Source organism: Actinosynnema sp. NPDC059335 (assembly GCF_042752395.1).
Lineage (GTDB): Bacteria > Actinomycetota > Actinomycetes > Mycobacteriales > Pseudonocardiaceae > Actinosynnema.
The window spans coordinates 30,766-47,619 of the sequence record NZ_JBHYXZ010000036.1; the positions used below are offsets into that span (position 1 = coordinate 30,766).

The window sequence follows — 16,854 nt, forward strand, 5'->3', positions numbered from 1 at the left end:
ACGCGCGTTCCGAACGTAGGACACGCGCGAGAGTCCTACGTTCGGGACAGCAGGGTGGTCAGGTGGCGGGTCAGCCACGGGGTGTCGGCGGGCGAGAGGTGGACCCACTCGGTGTCGGCCGTCTCCTCCGTGGTCAGCGCGTAGCGGCCGGCGGCGGTCTCGGTCCAGCTCAGCACGCGGGACCGGCCGGCGGGGCCGGTGACCGCCAGTTGGCCGGTCGACCGGCGCGGCGAGTCCACGAGCGTGGTGATCGACCGGGTGGCGCGGCCGGTGATGCCCGCCCGGGCCAACGCGCGTTCCAGCGCGGGGTGTCCGCCTTGGGCGTAGGCGTCCACCGCGGCGGTGAAGGCGGGGCGCGGCAGCCGCACCTGCTCGCCCGGACCCGCCGGCGCGTCGCCGATGACGCGCGTGACCGCGGACGTCAGGTCGGTCACCGGCTCCAGCGCCACCTCCCGGTCGTTCAGCACCGCCAGCACGCCGTGCCGGCCGCGGGCCGTGGCCAGCACCCGCCACGGGTGCGGCCGGAACACCAGCGCGTCCACCGACACCTCGCCGTGCGCCAGCAGCGTGAACAGGTCCTCCAACTCGGGCGAGACGTCCACGCCGTCGGCCAGGCCCGCCTCGGTCAACGTGCGCAGCACCTCGGCGCCCAGCGCGTCGCGGTCGTCCATCGTCCCGCCGTGCGACGGCACCTCCAGGGGGTAGGGCGGCCGGCCGTCGCCCAGGTCCTCCCACAGCAGGTCGAACTCGAGGTGGGACAGGACGACCGCGGTCGCCGAACGTCGTGCCATGGGGCCAGAAGGTAGCGCCCTTCGGCGGTCCGGGCGGCGACCCCGGTGGCTACGCTGCTCCCCGTGGACGTCCCCGGCGGGTTCCTGACGGTGCGGGCTTCCGGCGCGGCCGCCGCCAAAGCCGCGCTCAGCGGGGGTGCGGCCACCCCGGAGCACATCCAGCTCCTGGTCGGCTGCACGGTCGCCCGCGGCGTGCCCGGCAGCGGCGCCGCGCTTCGGTTTCCCGATTGCGCGCTGCACGTCCTGCCCGACGTGGTCATGCTGACCGTCGCCGAGGCCCGGCTGACCGTCGGCTTCGGCGAGCTGAAACCCCTGATGTTCCAGCAGGTGCCGGTGGACGCCGCGCTGCGCGCCGTGTTCTCCGGCGCGGTGGCGCACGTGCTCGCCGCCGCCCACGCCCTCGACCCGCACGGCCTGTCCCACCACCTGCTCGGCCTGGCCGAACTGGTGCTGCGCAGCGCGTTGCGGGCGGAGCTGGAGCGCGTGGACTCGTTGGTCGCCCGGCGGCGCGAGGCGTTGGAGTACATGCGCGAGCACCTGTCGGACCCGACCCTGAGCGCGGACCGGGTCGCCGAGGCGCTGTTCATCTCCCGCCGCCGCCTCTACCAGCTCTTCGACGACGGGCAGGGCGTGTCCGAGCGCATCCGCGGCCTGCGGATCGACCGGGCCAAGGCGTTGCTGGCCGATCCGGCGAAGGCCGCGCGCGGCATCGGGGAGATCGCCAAGGACTGCGGTTTCGTCAGCGCCGCGCACTTCTCCCGGACGTTCCGCCAGGTGGTCGGCCGGACGCCGAGCGAGTTCCGTAACCGCTGACCGGGTCGAACACGACGCCGGACACGAACCGGCCCGCCACGCCCGCCACGTCCAGCCAGCCCCGCCCGGTCGGCGAGTGCAGGGTGAACACCGCGAGCCGCGGGTGGTCCGGGTCGGTCACCACGACCTGGAGCTGCGCGCCCGGCCCGCCGACCGGGATGCGCTCCACGATCACCACCGGGTAGCCGGTCGCCGTCTCGCCCCGGGTCACCTCGCGGATCGCCGGGCCGTCGAGGTGGAAGCCCAGCTCGTCCGGTTCGGTCGGCCGGTCCACGCCGACCACGCCCGCCACCAGCAGCGCCGGGTCGGCGTCGCGGTGCTCGACCACGGCCAGCAGCCCCGCGCCGTGCGCGTGCGCCAGCTCGGCGGCCTGCGTGGCGGACACCTCCAGGCCGGGGTCGCGGGTGCCCTTGAGCCGGCGCAGGACGGCCAGCAGCTCGGCGGCGGTGCGTTCGGGGGTGCTTAAGGCCACCGGGGTCACCCCCGGCACGGGAGCGAGTCTCACCCCAGGCCCGCCCGGAACGCCGCCGCCGCGCCCCTGGTGGACGCCGGTCGAGGTGTGCCGAGCAGCACGGAGGCCAGCTCGGCGGTGAGCGAGGAGAAGTTCGCCAGCGTGTCCGCGACGGCGGTCGACGGTTCCGCGTCGCGCAGCCGTTCGGCGACCCGCCTGGCCTCCGCGCGGTGGTCGCGCTCCAACAGCCGGGCCTCCTCCAGCACGTCGTCCAGTTGCCGGCGCAGCTCGTCGTGCCGCGCCACGGCCCGTTCGTGGGCCTCGCCGTCGGCGGCGGTGAACGCGGCCATCGCGCCGGTGCGGTCCAGCTCGTCGGAGGCTTCGGCGAGCGCGCGTCGCACCGCGAGCGCGTGCCGGTCCAGCTCCTCGGCCCGCCGCTGGTTGCCCAGCAGCGTGGTGGCCCAGCCGTCGAGCACCTCGGCCGCCGCCCGCATCGCGCGCCGCACCGCCGTCAGCTCCGACACCACCGCCTCCAACCGCGTCCTGAACCCGTCCGCCGCCGCACCCGTCCACTCCTCCGGCGGCGCGCCGGGGACCGCGAAGGCGACCGACAGCCGCTCGCTCGCCGCCGCCACCGCGCCCGCGTGGCCGGGCGCGGGGTCGAACCCCAAACCCCGGTAGTCAGTCATGGCGCAGCTCGTCGGCCTGCCGGTAGGTCTCCCCCGCCGCGCGCAACCCGTCCGCCACCGCGTCCAGCTCCACGCCGCGCAACGCGTCCGCCCACTCGGCCACCAACCGCTCGACCGCCTCGGTGACGCCCTCCGGGCCGAGGTCGCCGAGCGGCTGCCCGACCGCGGACGCGGCGGCGCGCAGCTCGTCGGCCGCCTCGTCCAGCCGGGCCGCGAACGCGGTCAGCGCGTCCGGGTCGACCAGGTAGCCGTCGCTCATTCGCCGAGCACCGGCGGGAACGCGGGCGGCAGGTCGTCGAGCAGGTCGAGGCCCTGGTCGTAGCGGTTGCGGTGCTCGCCGTCCTCCTCGCGGTTGCCCGGCGCCGCCCCCGGCGGGTACATGCCGAAGCCCTGCGGGCCGCCCGCGCCGACGACCGGTCCGACGCCGCCCCGGGCCGCCGCGCCGCCCGGCACCGCGCCGAGCACGCCGGACGAGCCCCCGGGGCCGAACGCGCCGGGGCCGCCGCCGGCACCGTAACCGCCGTAGCCGTAACCGCCGCCGTGGCCGGGACCGTGGCCACCCGGTCCCTGGCCGAACCCGCCGCCACCGGGGCCGAAGCCCGTCGGCGGGCCGAACCCGGCCGCGGCCGGGGCGCCGGCCGCGGCGACGGAGGTGGTGCCCTCCGGCCGGACGTCGGGCGGCGGGGACGTCACCGGGGGCGTCTCCCGGGACGGCGGCGGCTCGACCCACGGCGCGGGGACAGGCGTCGGCGTCGGCGCGGCGGGCGCCGGCACGGGCCGGTGGTCGGGTGTCGGCTGCGCGCCGGTCGGGGCGTCGTCGAACACCGGCAGCTGCCGGCCGATCCCGTGGCTGGCCGCCTCGTACTGCTCCATCACCCGGACGGCCCGGTCCATCGCCTCCTGCTGCTCGCGCTTGTCCGGCAGGTGGTCGTCCAGCAGCTGCTTGAGCATGTACGCGCCCTGCGGCCCGTCGAGCGTGGTCACGTCGTAGCCGGCGCGGAACCACCGCTCGGCGTCGGGGTGCACAGGCTCGGGGATCGCGCGGGCCGCCTCCTCCACCGCCGAGGTGTAGCCGTCGAGGCCCGTGCCGACCTGGAACGCGCGGTGCGAGGCGTCCGCGGCCCACTTGGTGAGCCGCGAGGCCGACTCGGCGGCGGCCACCGCCGACGGCCCGCGCCACGACAGCACCAGCGTCTGCACGACCTTCTGCACGTCGGCGGTGGCCTGGTCGATGTCGCCCGCCAGGCGCTGCCACTCGTAGGTGCGGGTGGCCATCTGGGCGGCGTTCGCGGACTTGACCATGTCCCAGAGCTGCCGGTGCGTGTACGCCCGCCAGTTGATCTTGCCGAAGTTCTCCGGCGCGCGGTTCGCCCGGCGCTGCCGGACGCGCTTCGCGTTGCGCCGCCTGGTCGCGGCGGACGCCTCGTGGAAGTCGGAGTAGTACCCGCCCTTGCGCTCGCTCACAGCCGCCCCATCGTCCGCGCCACCTGCTCGTCCTCGGCCTGGTGGGTCGCGCTGACCTGCCGGAGCGCCTCGCGCAGCGCGGTCAGCTCCGCGACGTAGGACCGCAGCGCCGCGCGCACACCGCCACCGGTGTCGCTGCCGCGCAGGCCGAACGCCCGGCGCATGTTCAGCGCGACGGGGCCCTTGCCGTCGCCGAGGGGCTGGTCCATCTCGCGGTCGGTGCGGTCGAGGAGGTCCACCAGCACCGCGTGCAGCCGGTCCAGCTCGCCCACCGCGGTGGTGAAGGAGGCCGGGTCCAGCTCGATGCGGTCACCGCCCTCGGCGACGACCCCGGCGGCGCCCGCCCCGGTCGGGCCGGACACGGCCGGGGTGGCGACGGCGGCCGACCCCCGTTGCTCCTCGCGCAGCTCATCGCGCATCCGCCGGGCGTCCTCGACGCCGCGCACCCTGACGACCATGCCCACATCGTGGTGTGCCCGCGCGCGGGTGGCCAGCACGGGTGCACAGCGGGAGCAGCGGCGGTGCACGTTCGGACAAGCCGGGGGTGTGGTGCGGGGCCGCGCGGGGTGCGGCGGTGGGCGCGGCGGTGGGCGCGGCGGTGGGCCGGGGTGCGGGGCGATCGGGCGGTGGCGGTGAGGGGGCGGAGTGGTCCGGATGGCGGGTTGCAGGGGTCCGTCCGGTGTTGTGCGAAAATCGTCCCCCGTGCCGTCACCTGCCGTTCACGCGCGAGCCGTGCTGCTCGCCGGCCCCTCCGGGTCGGGCAAGTCCACCCTCGCCGCCCGCCTCGGCCTGCCCGTCCTGCGGCTGGACGACTTCTACCGCGAAGGTGACGACCCGCTGCTGCCCCGCGACGACGCGGGCCGCCCCGACTGGGACGCCGAAGGCTCCTGGAACACCGCCGACGCCCTCGCCGCCGTCGTCGAACTGGCCACCACCGGCACCGTCGAGGCGCCCGTCTACGCGCTCGGCGAGGACCGGCGGGTCGGCTGCCGCACCGTCACCGCGCCCGGCCTGTTCCTCGCCGAAGGGCTGTTCGCCGACCGGCTGGTCGCGGGCTGCCGCGACGCCGGCGTGCTGGCCGACGCGATCGTGCTCGCGCCCAACGGCCTGGTCACGTTCGCCCGCCGCTTCGCCCGGGACGTGGCCGAGGCGCGCAAGCCGGTCGGCCTGCTCGCCCGCCGCGGCCTGCGGTTGTGGCGGGAGCACTCCGGCGTGGTCCGCCGCTGCGTGGACGCGGGCATGCGCCCGCTGCACCCGGACCAGGTCCGGCACGCCACGATCGGGCGCCCGACGCCCGCGCCGGTGTAATCGCGCCCTGCCGGGGTACTGCTGCCGGCATGGCTGAGTACGAGCACGAGCAGACCGTCCCCGTGGACGCCCGCGTGGTGTTCGACCTCGCGCGGGACGTCACCGCGATGCAGGCATGGCTGCCGGACGGCCTCCAGGTCGAGCCGAGCGGCCCCGAGCGGGTCACCGGCCGGGTGTCCCTGGGCGACGAGGTGGACGAGGCCGAGGGCTACCTGGCGGCGGACGTGGAGCAGCGCCGGTTGGAGTGGGGCGACCTGGACCGCGGCGGCTACTCGGGGTGGCTCCAGGTGGACGAGGAGGGTCCGGGGCGCAGCCGGGTGGTGCTGCACCTGGACGTCAGCGGCGAGCACCACGCCGCGGTGAGCGGCGAAGCCCACGAGATCACCGACGAGCAGCTCGTCCAGGCGCTGGAACGGCTCGCGTCGCTCGCCACGCAGAGCGTTACGTGAGCGTTTTCACCTGATCACCGGGTTTGAACCGCGAAAACGGCACTTAGGGTGAACGCCGTACGCGAGGGCACGTCCGCACGTCGAGGCCCCGGATCGTCTCGTAGGGGGCTTCGATGTTCCGCGCGTTGCGCGGCCGCAACTACCGCCGCTGGGCGTTCGCCGACCTCGTCTCGGCGACCGGCTCGTGGATGCAGTTGGTCGGCCTGAACTGGGTCGTGCTCGACCGCACCGGCTCGGCCACCTCGGTCGGCCTCTCCGTGCTGCTGGGCACGCTGCCGTCGGTGCTGCTCGGCCCGTGGGCGGGCGCGCTGGCCGACCGGCTGCCGGTGCGCCGGATCATCCTGGTGTGCCAGGTCCTGCACGCGGCGCTGGCCGCGCTGCTGGCGCTCGCGGTGTGGCGGGACGCGCCCATGGCGGCGGTCTACGCGCTGACGTTCGCGGCCGGCCTGGTGACGGTGTTCGACGGCCCGGCGCTGGGCCGGTTCGGCGCGCAGGTGGTGCCCCGGGAGGACCTGGGCAACGCGGTCGCGCTCGGCTCGGTGCTCAGCTCCACGGGCCGCATCCTGGGCATGAGCGGCGCGACGGTGCTGGCCGCCGCGCTCGGCTCGCCGGCGCTGTTCCTGATCAACTCGGTGAGCTTCCTGGCCGTCGTCGTCGCGGTGCTCGCCGTCCGCCGCGACGAGCTGCACCCGTTGGGCGGCAGCCCGGTCGACCGGGTCGGCGTGGCCGCCGGGCTGCGGTACGTGGCGGGCAGCGGGCGGCTGCTCCTGCTGTTCGCGCTCGGGTTCGCGCTGTCCGCCCTGGGCCGCAACTACCAGGTCACGATGGCCGCCATGAGCCCGGACGCGACCACGTACGGCCTGCTGTCCACGGTGTTCGCGATCGGCACCGTGCTGGGCGGGCTCGCCGCGGCGGCGCGCCGGGCGCTGACCGTGCGGCTGCTGCTCGCGGCGGCCTGCGCGACCAGCCTGCTCCAGGTGGCCGGCGGGCTGGCGCCCGGCGTGGCCGGGTTCGCGCTCGTGCTGCTGCCGATCGCGGCGGGCGCGGTCGTCATCGACACGACCATGAGCACCCGGGTCCAGCTCGACACCGCCGACGGCATGCGCGGCCGGCTCCTCGCGGTCAACTCGGCCGTCGGGGCCGCCGCGGGCGCGGTGGGCGCGCCGCTGCTGGGTTGGCTGTGCGAGCGGGTCGGCGCGCCGCAGACCCTGGTCCTCGCGGGCACGCTGACCCTCCTGGCCACGGTCTTCGTCGCGTTCGTGCTGGCCGCGCCACCGCACCGGCGGGCCGTGCTGGCGCACCGCGTGCTGCGCCGGCCTCCGCACCCCGCCCCGCCCGCCGGCCACCCGCACGGAGCAGTCCGCCCCGGGGAACGGCGCACCCGCCGTGCCCGCGTCCGGGTGTAGCGGCACACATCCGCACGGCGGCACGGGTTGCGCCGCTCGGATGCACTGTGTAATCGCCCATTCACAGATCGAGGTGGCCCCGGTTACAGTCATCACGTTCCTGGGAGCGCTCCCAGAACCTCAACGAGGAGGTGAACGACGTGACGGCCCGACGATGGATCGCGCTGGCCTCGGCCGCTGCGGCAGGACTGCTGGTCGCGACGCTCGTGAGCGTGGTCGGCCCCACCACCGCGTCCGCGCACGGCGCGATGATGACGCCGGGCAGCCGGACCTTCCTGTGCTGGAAGGACGGCCTGTCTCCGCAGGGTGACATCCGGCCGCAGAACCCGGCCTGCGCGGCCGCGGTGGCGGCCGGCGGCACGAACGCCCTGTACAACTGGTTCGGTGTGCTGCGGTCCGACGGCGCCGGCCGCACCAGCGGCTTCATCCCGGACGGCAAGCTCTGCAGCGGCGGCAACCCGACGTTCTCCGGGTTCGACATCGCCCGCAACGACTACCCGGTGACCCACCTCACCGCAGGCGCGAACTTCAACTTCACCTACAACAAGTGGGCCGCGCACCCGGGCACCTTCCACCTGTACATCACCAAGGACAGCTGGAGCCCGACCCGGCCGCTGGCGTGGAGCGACCTGGAGAGCACGCCGTTCCACAGCGTGACGAACCCGCCGAACAGCGGCGCGGTGGGCACGGTCGAGGGCAAGTACTACTGGAACGCGACGCTGCCGACGGGCAAGTCCGGTCGCCACATCATCTACTCGGTGTGGACCCGCTCCGACAGCACGGAGACGTTCTACAACTGCTCCGACGTGGTGTTCGACGGTGGCAACGGCCAGGAGACCGGTGTGGGCAACGGTGGCGGCACGACGACGACCACCACGACCACCACGACGACGACCACCACCACCACGACCACGAGCAGCACCACGCCCACGACCCCGACGACGCCGACCAACCCGGGTGACGCGAACTGCATGGCGATCTACAAGATCTCCAGCGCCTGGTCCGGCGGCTTCCAGGCCGAGGTCGAGATCATGAACCACAGCAAGAGCGCGTACAACGGCTGGACCGCCAAGTGGACGTGGGGCGGCAACCAGTCGATCACCAGCCTGTGGAGCGGCGTCAACTCCGGCTCCGGTCAACAGGTGGTCGTGAAGAACGCGGCGTGGAACGGCACGGTGGCGCCGGAGGCGTCGGTGAAGTTCGGCTTCACGGCCAACTACTCCGGCACGAACTCGCTGCCGACCGTCACCTGCACCAGCCCCTGATCGACGGCTGATCCGGGGCGCCACCCCGGGGGCATCACTCCAGGCGGAACCCGAACGGGAGCTCCAGCCGGTGCCGGGCCAGCAGCCCGGTGTCGGCCAGGAGCTCCCGCGTCGGTCCGTCGGCCACCACGACGCCGCCGTCCACCAGCACGCTGCGCGGGCAGAGCTGCAACGCGTAGGGCAGGTCGTGGGTGACCATCAGCATGGTGCGGTCCAGACCCAGCAGCACCTCGGCCAGCTCTCGGCGGGCCACCGGTTCCAGGTTCGCCGAGGGCTCGTCGAGCACCAGGATCTCCGGGTCGCACGCCAGCACCGTGGCCAGCGCGACGCGGCGGCGCTGCCCGCCGGACAGGTGCAGCGGCGACCGGTCGGCGAAGTCCGCCATCCCCACCGCGTCCAACGCGCGCCGCACGCGCTCGTCCAGCTCCTCGCCGCGCAACCCGAAGTTCGCCGGCCCGAACGCCACGTCCTGCCGCACGGTGGGCAGGAACAACTGGTCGTCGGGGTCCTGGAAGACCATGCCGACGCGGCGGCGGATCTCCTTGAGGTTGTCCTTGGCCACCGGCAGCCCGGCCACCTCCACCCGGCCGGAACCCCCGCCCAGCACGCCGTTGAGGTGCAGCGCGAGCGTCGTCTTGCCCGCGCCGTTGGGCCCGAGGACCGCGACCCGCTCGCCGCGCTCCACCCGCAGGTCCACGCCGAACAGGGCCTGGTGGCCGTCCGGGTACGCGTACGCCAGGCGCTCCACCACCAGCGCGGGCGCGGTCCGCAGCGGCTCGACCGCCGCGCCGGACCCGCCGCCCGCTCCGTCGGGCATCCGGCCCGTCCAGCCTCGTGACACCATCGCCAGGTGCACCCTCTCGCCGCGTTCGTAGGAGCGGATGAACAGGCTGCCGATGCCGCGCGCGGTGGCGCCGAGCTGCCAGAGGAACCTCGGGTCGTCACCGCGCGAGATCCGCGCCACCCGCATCCGCCGGGCCTCGCCGACGATCACCTCGGCGTAGCGCAGCATCAGCGTCGCGATGGTGACCAGCACGGAGGGCAGCCGCAGCCGTTGCAGGCCGAGCAGCAGGTCCTGCGGCGCGGTGGTGGCGGCGAGCGTCAACGACGTCAGCAGGCCGAGCGTGCCCTTGGCCAGGATGTTCCACCCGGCCAACGCGCCCTCGACCGACACCGACAGGCCCAGCCAGTCCACCCGCTCCCCCGCGCCGGTGAACGGCAGCACCAGCGCCAGGAGCACGAACGGCAGCTCGATCACCGACCGCGCGGCGAACCACCGCACCGGGACGCGGGCCACCGCCCAGACCGCCGCGAGCGCGAGCAGGTAGGCCCCGAACGCCCAGAACGCCTCGCGCGGCGTGGCCACCACGCACAGCACCGCCACCACCGCGGCCACGATCTTGACCTGCGGCGCGAGGCGGTGCACCGGCGAGTCGCCCGGCCGGTGCAGGAAGCCGTGGTGCCCGGCGCTCACCCCACGTCGGTCTTCGCGTCGGTCTTCGCCCCGGGCTCCGCGTCGGTCTCGGCGTCGGTCTTGGCGTCGGTCTTGGCGTCGGAGCGGCGGCGCAGCAGCCGGAACAGCCCGCCCGCGACCGCCAGCGTCAGCACCACGCCGACGACGCCCGCCACGCCGGTGAGCCGGTCGTCGCCCGCCACCGCGTAGTCGGCCAGCGGTCCGGCGCCGAGCGGGTGGTCCTGCGCGTGCTCGGCGATGCCGTGCTGTTCGGTGACGTGGTCCAGCCCGTCCGGGTCCGGGTCGGCGAAGTACGACACGACACCGGCCAGCAGCAGGCTGACCACCGCGAACCCCAGGAAGAAGCGCTTCACGACCTCAACTCCAGCTTCTGCGGCACGCCGCGCAGCAGGTGCACCAGGTCCGGGCGGACCGACGCCACCGCGGTCACGGTGATCGCGGTGATCAGGCCCTCGCCGACGCCGATCAGCACGTGCACGCCGAGCACCGCGGCGGCCACCGTGCCGAACCCGACGCCGCCCTGGCCGCCGATGGCGTACTCCAGCACGAAGCCGAACGACGCGAGCACCGTGTTGACCAGCGCGGACGCGAACGCGACCACGGCCAGGCCGCCCTTGCCGCGGGTGGCGAGCCGGCGCAGCGCCACCGCGACGAGGTAGCCGACCGCGGTGCCGATCAACGCCATGTTGGTGACGTTCGCGCCGAGCGCGGTGACGCCGCCGTCGGCGAAGAACAGGGACTGCACGACCAGCACGATCGTCACGCACAGCGCGCCGACCCACGGTCCGACCAGGATGGCGGCGAGCGCGCCGCCGAGCAGGTGCCCGCTGACGCCGGGCAGCACCGGGAAGTTCAGCATCTGGGTGGCGAACACGAACGCCGCCACCAGACCGGCCATGGGCGCGGTCCTGTCGTCGAGGTCGCCACGGGCCTTGACCAGCGCCACACCCACGCCGGCCACCGCGACCGCGACGAACAGCAGCGAGGTGGGGGCGTTGAGCAGGCCGTCGCTCATGTGCATTGCCACCGGTTCGGACACGGCTCCCACGCTAGTTGCAAGTACTCCGCAATGACCAGCTCAGGGCAACAACGATCCCGATCACACCCGACGTGGAACACCGGCCGTGCGGCGAGCGCGCGGCCGGGCGGGTCCGCCGCCGCCCCCGTCCCGACCAGGACGGGCCCGCGCCCGGTGCCACTATGCTCTGCCTGCGATGACTCTCACCGACCGCCTGCCGGCCACCCCCGACCCCGACGTCCTCTACGACACCTTCGCCGAGTGGGCGGGCGAGCGGGGGCTGTCGCTGTACCCGGCCCAGCAGGAGGCGTTGATAGAGATCGTCTCCGGCTCGAACGTCATCCTCAGCACACCCACCGGCTCCGGGAAGTCCCTGGTCGCCATCGGCGCGCACTTCGCCGCGATGGCGGAGGGCAAGCGGACCTTCTACACCGCGCCGATCAAGGCCCTGGTGTCGGAGAAGTTCTTCGCCCTGATCGAGACGTTCGGCGCGGAGAACGTGGGCATGATGACCGGCGACGCCAGCGTCAACGAGACCGCGCCGATCATCTGCTGCACCGCCGAGATCCTGGCCAACATCGCGCTGCGCGACGGCGCGGCCGCCGACGTCGGCCAGGTCGTGATGGACGAGTTCCACTTCTACTCCGAGCCGGACCGCGGCTGGGCGTGGCAGGTGCCGCTGATCGAGCTGCCGCAGGCCCAGTTCCTGCTGATGTCGGCGACCCTGGGCGACGTCACGTTCTTCGAGAAGGACCTCACCCGCCGCACCGGCCGCGCCACCAGCGTGGTCCGCTCCGCCGAACGCCCGGTGCCGCTGAACTTCCAGTACGTCACCACCCCGCTGCACGAGACGATCGAGGAGCTGCTGCACGGCCGCGAGGCCCCGGTCTACGTGGTGCACTTCACCCAGGCGTCGGCGCTGGAGCGCGCCCAGTCGCTCATGAGCGTGAACGTCGCCACCCGCGCCGAGAAGGACGCCATCGCGGCGACGATCGGCCGGTTCCGATTCACGTCCGGATTTGGCAAGACACTGTCCCGCCTGGTCCGGCACGGTATCGGTGTGCATCACGCGGGCATGTTGCCGAAGTACCGGCGGTTGGTGGAGCAGCTGGCGCAGGCCGGTCTGCTCAAGGTCATCTGCGGCACGGACACCCTCGGCGTCGGCATCAACGTGCCGATCCGCACGGTGGTGTTCACCGCCCTGTCGAAGTACGACGGGCAGCGCACCCGGCACCTCAAGGCACGCGAGTTCCACCAGATCGCGGGCCGGGCGGGCCGGGCGGGCTACGACACCGTCGGCACGGTCGTGGTGCAGGCGCCCGACCACGTGGTGGAGAACGAGAAGGCGCTGGCCAAGGCGGGCGACGACCCGAAGAAGCGGCGCAAGGTGGTGCGCAAGAAGGCCCCCGAGGGTTTCGTGTCGTGGAGCGACCAGACCTTCGAGCGGCTGAAGAACGCCGAGCCGGAGCCGCTGACGTCGAGCTTCCAGGTCAGCCACGCGATGCTGCTCAACGTGATCGGCCGGCCGGGCAACGCGTTCGCCGCGATGCGCCACCTGCTGGAGGACAACCACGAGGACCGGCCCGCGCAGCGCAGGCACATCCTGCGGGCCATCCAGATGTACCGGGGGCTGCTGGCGGCGGGCGTGGTGGAGCGGCAGGACGGCGACATCCGGCTCACCGTGGACCTCCAGGTGAACTTCGCGCTCAACCAGCCGCTGTCGCCGTTCGCGCTGGCCGCGATCGAGCTGCTGGACCGCGAGTCGCCGTCCTACGCGCTGGACGTGCTGTCGGTGGTCGAGTCCACGTTGGACGACCCGCGCCAGGTGCTGTCCGCGCAGGAGCACAAGGCGCGCGGCGAGGCCATCGGCGCGATGAAGTCCGAGGGGATCGAGTACGACCAGCGGATGGAGCTGCTGGAGGAGGTGACCTACCCGAAGCCGCTCGCCGAGCTGCTGGAGGCCGCGTTCACCACCTACCGGCGCGGGCACCCGTGGGTCGCCGACCACCACCTGTCGCCGAAGTCCGTGGTGCGGGACATGTTCGAGCGGGCGATGACGTTCGCCGAGTACGTCTCGTACTACCAGCTCGCCCGGTCGGAGGGCCTGGTGCTGCGCTACCTGGCGGACGCGTACAAGGCGTTGCGCCAGACCGTGCCCGAGGACGCCAAGACCGAGGAGCTCAGCGACCTGCAGGAGTGGCTGGGCGAGCTGGTCCGCCAGGTCGACTCCAGCCTGCTCGACGAGTGGGAGAAGCTGCGCAACCCCGCCGAGGAGGCCGCGGAGACCGCGATGGGGGACACGCCGCCGGCCGTGACCGGCAACGTGCGCGCGTTCCGGGTGCTGGTGCGCAACGCGCTGTTCCGCCGGGTGGAGCTGGCGGCCCGGCGGAACTACTACGAGCTGGGACGGCTCGACGGCGACGCCGGCTGGTCCGCCGAGGACTGGCAGGACGCGCTGGAGCCGTACTTCGAGGAGCACGACGAGATCGGCATGGGCCCCGACGCGCGCGGCCCGGCGTTGCTGGTGATCACCGAGGAACCGGGGCTGTGGCGGGTGCGGCAGATCCTGGACGACCCCGCCGAGGACCACGACTGGGGCATCACCGCCGAGGTCGACCTGGCCGAGTCCGACGAGATCGGCACGGCGGCGGTGCGGATCACCGAGGTCGGCAGGTTCTGACGAGCCCGAGGTAGGTCCGACGGCACGGCCGCGGACCGGGTACGAGCACGTCCACGTCGGGAGGGAGCGGAGGCGGTTGACCCTGTCTCAGGACGAATTCGGCGTGCTGGGGTCCCTCGTGGTCCGGCGGAACGGCCGCTCGGTCCCGGTCACCGCCGCCAAGCACCGCATCGTCCTGGCGGCCCTGCTGCTCGACGCGAACCGCTCGGTGCCCGCGAGCGACCTGATCCGCCGCGTGTGGGGCGAGGCGCCGCCGGACCGCGCGGCGCAGACCCTGCCGGTGTACGTGATGCGGTTGCGCCGCGCGCTCGGCGAGCCGCAGCTCATCCACACCACGCCGACCGGCTACCGGATCGACCTGCCGCCGCGGGCGCTGGACCTGCACCGCTTCGAGGAGGCCGCCGAGCAGGGCGCGAAGCTGGCCGCCGCGGCGGACCTGGCCGCCGCCGCCGAGTCCTACGAGCGGGCGCTGGGCTGCTGGCACGGGCCGCCGCTGGTGGACGTGCCGTCGGAGTCGCTGCACGAGACGGAGGCGCCGAACCTCGCCGAGCAGCGGCTGCGGGTGATCTCCGAGCTGGTGGACGTCAAGCTGCGGCTGGGCCGGTCCGACGAGGTGATCGCCGACCTGCGCCGGCTGACCGCGCAGCACCCGCTGCGGGAGCGGTTCTGGTCGCAGCTCATGGTGGCGCTGTACCGGGTGAACCGGCAGGCCGACGCGCTGGACGCCTACCGGCAGGCGTCCACGGCGCTGGCGCGGGAGCTGGGCGTGGACCCCAGCGACTCGCTGCGCGCGGTGCACCACGCGATCCTGACCGGGGACCCGGCGCTGCACCAGCCGGCCGCGAGCACGTGGTCGCCGGTGTCGCAGCTGCCCGCGCCGGTGGGCAACTTCGTGGGCCGCGGCGCCGAGCTGGCCCGCGTGACCGGCATGCTGACGCGCGGCACGGCGACCGTCGTGGTGTGCGGGCCGCCGGGTGTGGGCAAGACGGCGTTCGCGGTCTCCGTGGCGCACGCGGTGCGCGACCGGTACCCCGACGGCCAGCTGTACGTGAACCTGCGCGGCCACTCCACGTCGCCGCCCCTGCCGACGTCCGCCGTGCTGGCGCGGTTCCTGCGGGCCATGGGCGTGCGGGCCGACCACATCCCGGTCGACGAGGAGGAGCTGGTCCGCGCCTACCGGACCCGGCTGCGCGGCAGGCGGGTGCTGATCACGCTGGACAACGCGGCCTCGGTGGACCAGGTGCGCCCGCTGCTGCCCGGCGACCCCGGCTGCTCGGTGCTCGTCACCAGCCGCAACGAGCTGCGGTTGCGCGGCACGGCGGTGCGGCTGGACGTGCTGCGCGGCGACGAGGCGTGGAAGCTGCTGGCCCGGTCGCTCGGCGCGGACGCGGCGGTGGCGCAGTTCGACGCGCTCGGCGAGCTGGCCCGGCTGTGCGGCTACCTGCCGCTGGCGCTGCGGATCGCGCTGGGCAACCTCGTCGGCTCGTCGCACGTGGACGTCACGTCCTACGTGGAGGAGCTGCGCGGCGGCGACCGGCTGGCCGCGCTGGCGGTGGACAACGACGACACGGCCGCGGTGCGGCGCGCGTTCGACCTGTCGTACGCGGCGTTGCCGCCGGACGCGGCGCGGCTGTTCCGGTTGACCGGGCTGCTGCCGGGGCCGGACTTCAGCGTGGCGGGCGCGGCGGCGCTGCTGGACGCGCCGGAGGACGCGGCGCGCGGGCTGCTGGAGGACCTGGCGTCGGCGCACCTGGTGCAGCGGGTCGGGCCGGACCGGTTCGCGCTGCACGACCTGCTGCACGACTACGCGGCGGACCGCGCGGCGGCGGCGGGCGAGGACCTGGAGGCCGCGCGGCGGCGGCTGTTCGACTGGTACCTGCGCACGGCGGTCGAGGTCGGCGACGTGCTGTACCCGGAGCTGGGCGTGTCCGGGCCGCCCCGGATGACGCCCGACGCGGCGCGGGCGTGGCTGGACGCGGAACGGCCCAGCGTGCTGGCGGCCACCGAGCACTGCGCGGCGCACGGCCCGCTGCCGCTCGCGTGGCGGCTGATCGACGCGGTCGGCGGGTACTTCGGCTCGCACGGCCACCACGTCGAGTTCGTGCACGCCATCGACGCGGCGCTGGGCGCCGCCCGGACGGCGGGCGACCACGACGCGGAGACCATGATGCTGGTGTGGCTCGCGGCCGAGCACCGCAACCTGGGCAACCTGCGCACCGCCCAGCGCTACCTGCGGTCGGCACGACCGTCCGGTCCGACCGTGTGGCTGCACGCCGGGCTGGCCGGGGTGGTGCACCTGGAGCTGGGCGAGCTGCCGACCGCGTTCGCGTCGTTCGAGCGGATGATGGCGTTGACCCGCGAGGAGTGGGCCGGGCCGCACGTGCGGATCGGGGCGCTGGCCGGGCTCGGCGCGGTGCGGATGATGCGCGGCGAGTCCGCGGCGGCGAAGACGCTGCTGAGCGAGGGCCTGGAGCTGGCCCGGACCGCCGACGGGGTGAACCTGGAGGCGGCCTGCGCGGCGCTGCTCGGGCGGTGCCACGCGGCGACCGGCGAGTACGAGGGCGCGGTGGAGCTGCTGCGGCACGCGATGGCGGCGTGGTACCGGACCGGGGCGCGGCACGCGCGGGCCGAGGCGACGGCCCACCTGGCGGCGGCGTTGTGCCTGGGCGGTGACCACGCGGAGGCGTTGCGGACGGCGCAGCGGGCGCTGGCGCTGGCGCAGGAGCTGGGCGGCAGCCCGCGCATCGAGTCGGAGGTGCACAACGCGCTCGGCCTGGTGCTGCGGCACCTGGGCAAACCCGGCCGGGCCGTGGCGGCGCACCGGCGCGCGTTGGAGCTGGCCACGGCGGCGGACTACCGCTACGGCATCGCCCGGTCGCACATCCACCTGGTCCGGGCGCTGTCCGCCGACGGCCGCCGGGCCGAAGCCCTGCGCCACGCGCGGGTGGGCCGCGACCTCGCCTCCCGCAGCGGTTTCGGCGAGTTCGCGACCATGGCCGCCGTGGCGTTGGCGGACCTGGCCTGACCCCCTCGCTCCCGGCCGTGG

The 16,854-nt window shown here is 74.5% G+C and carries 16 protein-coding genes and 1 pseudogene; 7 read left to right on the forward strand and 10 right to left on the reverse strand.

Annotated features, from left to right (window positions below):
- Positions 1–35: 35 nt before the first annotated feature.
- Positions 36–791 (reverse strand): ESX secretion-associated protein EspG, encoded by a 756-nt coding sequence (locus ACFXGA_RS13910; RefSeq protein WP_378087647.1) that lies wholly within the window; start codon positions 789–791, stop codon positions 36–38.
- Positions 792–854: 63 nt separating this feature from the next.
- Between ACFXGA_RS13910 and ACFXGA_RS13915 the strand changes: the two genes are divergently transcribed.
- Entirely contained in the window at positions 855–1,604 is a 750-nt protein-coding gene (locus ACFXGA_RS13915; RefSeq protein ID WP_378087649.1) for a helix-turn-helix transcriptional regulator, read from the forward strand.
- On the opposite strand, the gene ACFXGA_RS13920 is transcribed toward ACFXGA_RS13915, so the two are convergent.
- The 5 genes from ACFXGA_RS13920 to ACFXGA_RS13940 are packed head-to-tail and all read right to left on the reverse strand — an operon-like array spanning position 1,531 to position 4,666.
- Positions 1,531–2,076, reverse strand: coding sequence for a hypothetical protein (locus ACFXGA_RS13920; protein ID WP_378087651.1), 546 nt, complete (start codon positions 2,074–2,076; stop codon positions 1,531–1,533). The genes ACFXGA_RS13915 and ACFXGA_RS13920 overlap by 74 nt on opposite strands.
- A gap of 29 nt (positions 2,077–2,105) precedes the next feature.
- Positions 2,106–2,744, reverse strand: a complete 639-nt coding sequence (locus ACFXGA_RS13925) for a hypothetical protein (RefSeq protein ID WP_378087653.1) — start codon at positions 2,742–2,744, stop codon at positions 2,106–2,108.
- Entirely contained in the window at positions 2,737–3,003 is a 267-nt protein-coding gene (locus ACFXGA_RS13930) for a hypothetical protein (RefSeq protein ID WP_378087655.1), read from the reverse strand. The genes ACFXGA_RS13925 and ACFXGA_RS13930 overlap by 8 nt, the downstream gene beginning before the upstream one ends.
- Entirely contained in the window at positions 3,000–4,208 is a 1,209-nt protein-coding gene (locus ACFXGA_RS13935) for a PPE domain-containing protein (RefSeq protein ID WP_378087657.1), read from the reverse strand. Before ACFXGA_RS13935 ends, ACFXGA_RS13930 begins: the two co-directional genes overlap by 4 nt.
- Positions 4,205–4,666, reverse strand: a complete 462-nt coding sequence (locus tag ACFXGA_RS13940) for a hypothetical protein (protein ID WP_378087659.1) — start codon at positions 4,664–4,666, stop codon at positions 4,205–4,207. The genes ACFXGA_RS13935 and ACFXGA_RS13940 overlap by 4 nt, the downstream gene beginning before the upstream one ends.
- Before the next feature lie 274 nt (positions 4,667–4,940).
- Between ACFXGA_RS13940 and ACFXGA_RS13945 the strand changes: the two genes are divergently transcribed.
- From ACFXGA_RS13945 to ACFXGA_RS13960, 4 genes are all read left to right on the forward strand, one after another.
- Positions 4,941–5,516, forward strand: coding sequence for a uridine kinase (locus ACFXGA_RS13945; RefSeq protein ID WP_378087661.1), 576 nt, complete (start codon positions 4,941–4,943; stop codon positions 5,514–5,516).
- A 29-nt stretch (positions 5,517–5,545) separates the two neighbouring features.
- On the forward strand, positions 5,546–5,965 hold the full coding sequence (locus ACFXGA_RS13950) for an SRPBCC family protein (RefSeq protein WP_378087663.1): 420 nt from the start codon (positions 5,546–5,548) through the stop codon (positions 5,963–5,965).
- Between the two features lie 113 nt (positions 5,966–6,078).
- Positions 6,079–7,371 carry an MFS transporter gene (locus ACFXGA_RS13955; RefSeq protein WP_378087665.1) on the forward strand — a complete coding sequence of 431 codons (1,293 nt, stop codon included), beginning with the start codon at positions 6,079–6,081 and terminating at the stop codon, positions 7,369–7,371.
- 140 nt (positions 7,372–7,511) lie between these two features.
- The gene (locus tag ACFXGA_RS13960; RefSeq protein WP_378087667.1) at positions 7,512–8,636 is read left to right on the forward strand and encodes a lytic polysaccharide monooxygenase; all 1,125 of its coding nucleotides are present in this window, start codon (positions 7,512–7,514) and stop codon (positions 8,634–8,636) included.
- Between the two features lie 34 nt (positions 8,637–8,670).
- Here the strand turns inward: ACFXGA_RS13960 and ACFXGA_RS13965 are convergent, their stop codons facing one another.
- From ACFXGA_RS13965 to ACFXGA_RS13980, 4 genes and pseudogenes are all read right to left on the reverse strand, one after another.
- A complete protein-coding gene (locus ACFXGA_RS13965) occupies positions 8,671–9,453 on the reverse strand; it encodes an energy-coupling factor ABC transporter ATP-binding protein (protein ID WP_378087705.1) in 783 nt (260 codons plus the stop codon).
- Positions 9,454–9,468: 15 nt separating this feature from the next.
- Positions 9,469–10,110: pseudogene (gene cbiQ, locus ACFXGA_RS13970) on the reverse strand (cobalt ECF transporter T component CbiQ); the annotation flags it as partial.
- Positions 10,107–10,463, reverse strand: a complete 357-nt coding sequence (locus ACFXGA_RS13975; RefSeq protein ID WP_378087669.1) for a PDGLE domain-containing protein — start codon at positions 10,461–10,463, stop codon at positions 10,107–10,109. The pseudogene cbiQ and the gene ACFXGA_RS13975, both read right to left, overlap by 4 nt.
- Positions 10,460–11,149, reverse strand: coding sequence for an energy-coupling factor ABC transporter permease (locus ACFXGA_RS13980; protein WP_378087671.1), 690 nt, complete (start codon positions 11,147–11,149; stop codon positions 10,460–10,462). Before ACFXGA_RS13980 ends, ACFXGA_RS13975 begins: the two co-directional genes overlap by 4 nt.
- Before the next feature lie 175 nt (positions 11,150–11,324).
- On the opposite strand from ACFXGA_RS13980, the gene ACFXGA_RS13985 reads away from it, so the two are divergent.
- Both ACFXGA_RS13985 and ACFXGA_RS13990 read left to right on the forward strand, forming a co-directional pair.
- Entirely contained in the window at positions 11,325–13,808 is a 2,484-nt protein-coding gene (locus ACFXGA_RS13985) for a DEAD/DEAH box helicase (RefSeq protein ID WP_378087673.1), read from the forward strand.
- Positions 13,809–13,884: 76 nt separating this feature from the next.
- A complete protein-coding gene (locus tag ACFXGA_RS13990; protein ID WP_378087675.1) occupies positions 13,885–16,833 on the forward strand; it encodes a BTAD domain-containing putative transcriptional regulator in 2,949 nt (982 codons plus the stop codon).
- The last annotated feature ends 21 nt before the right edge of the window (positions 16,834–16,854 follow it).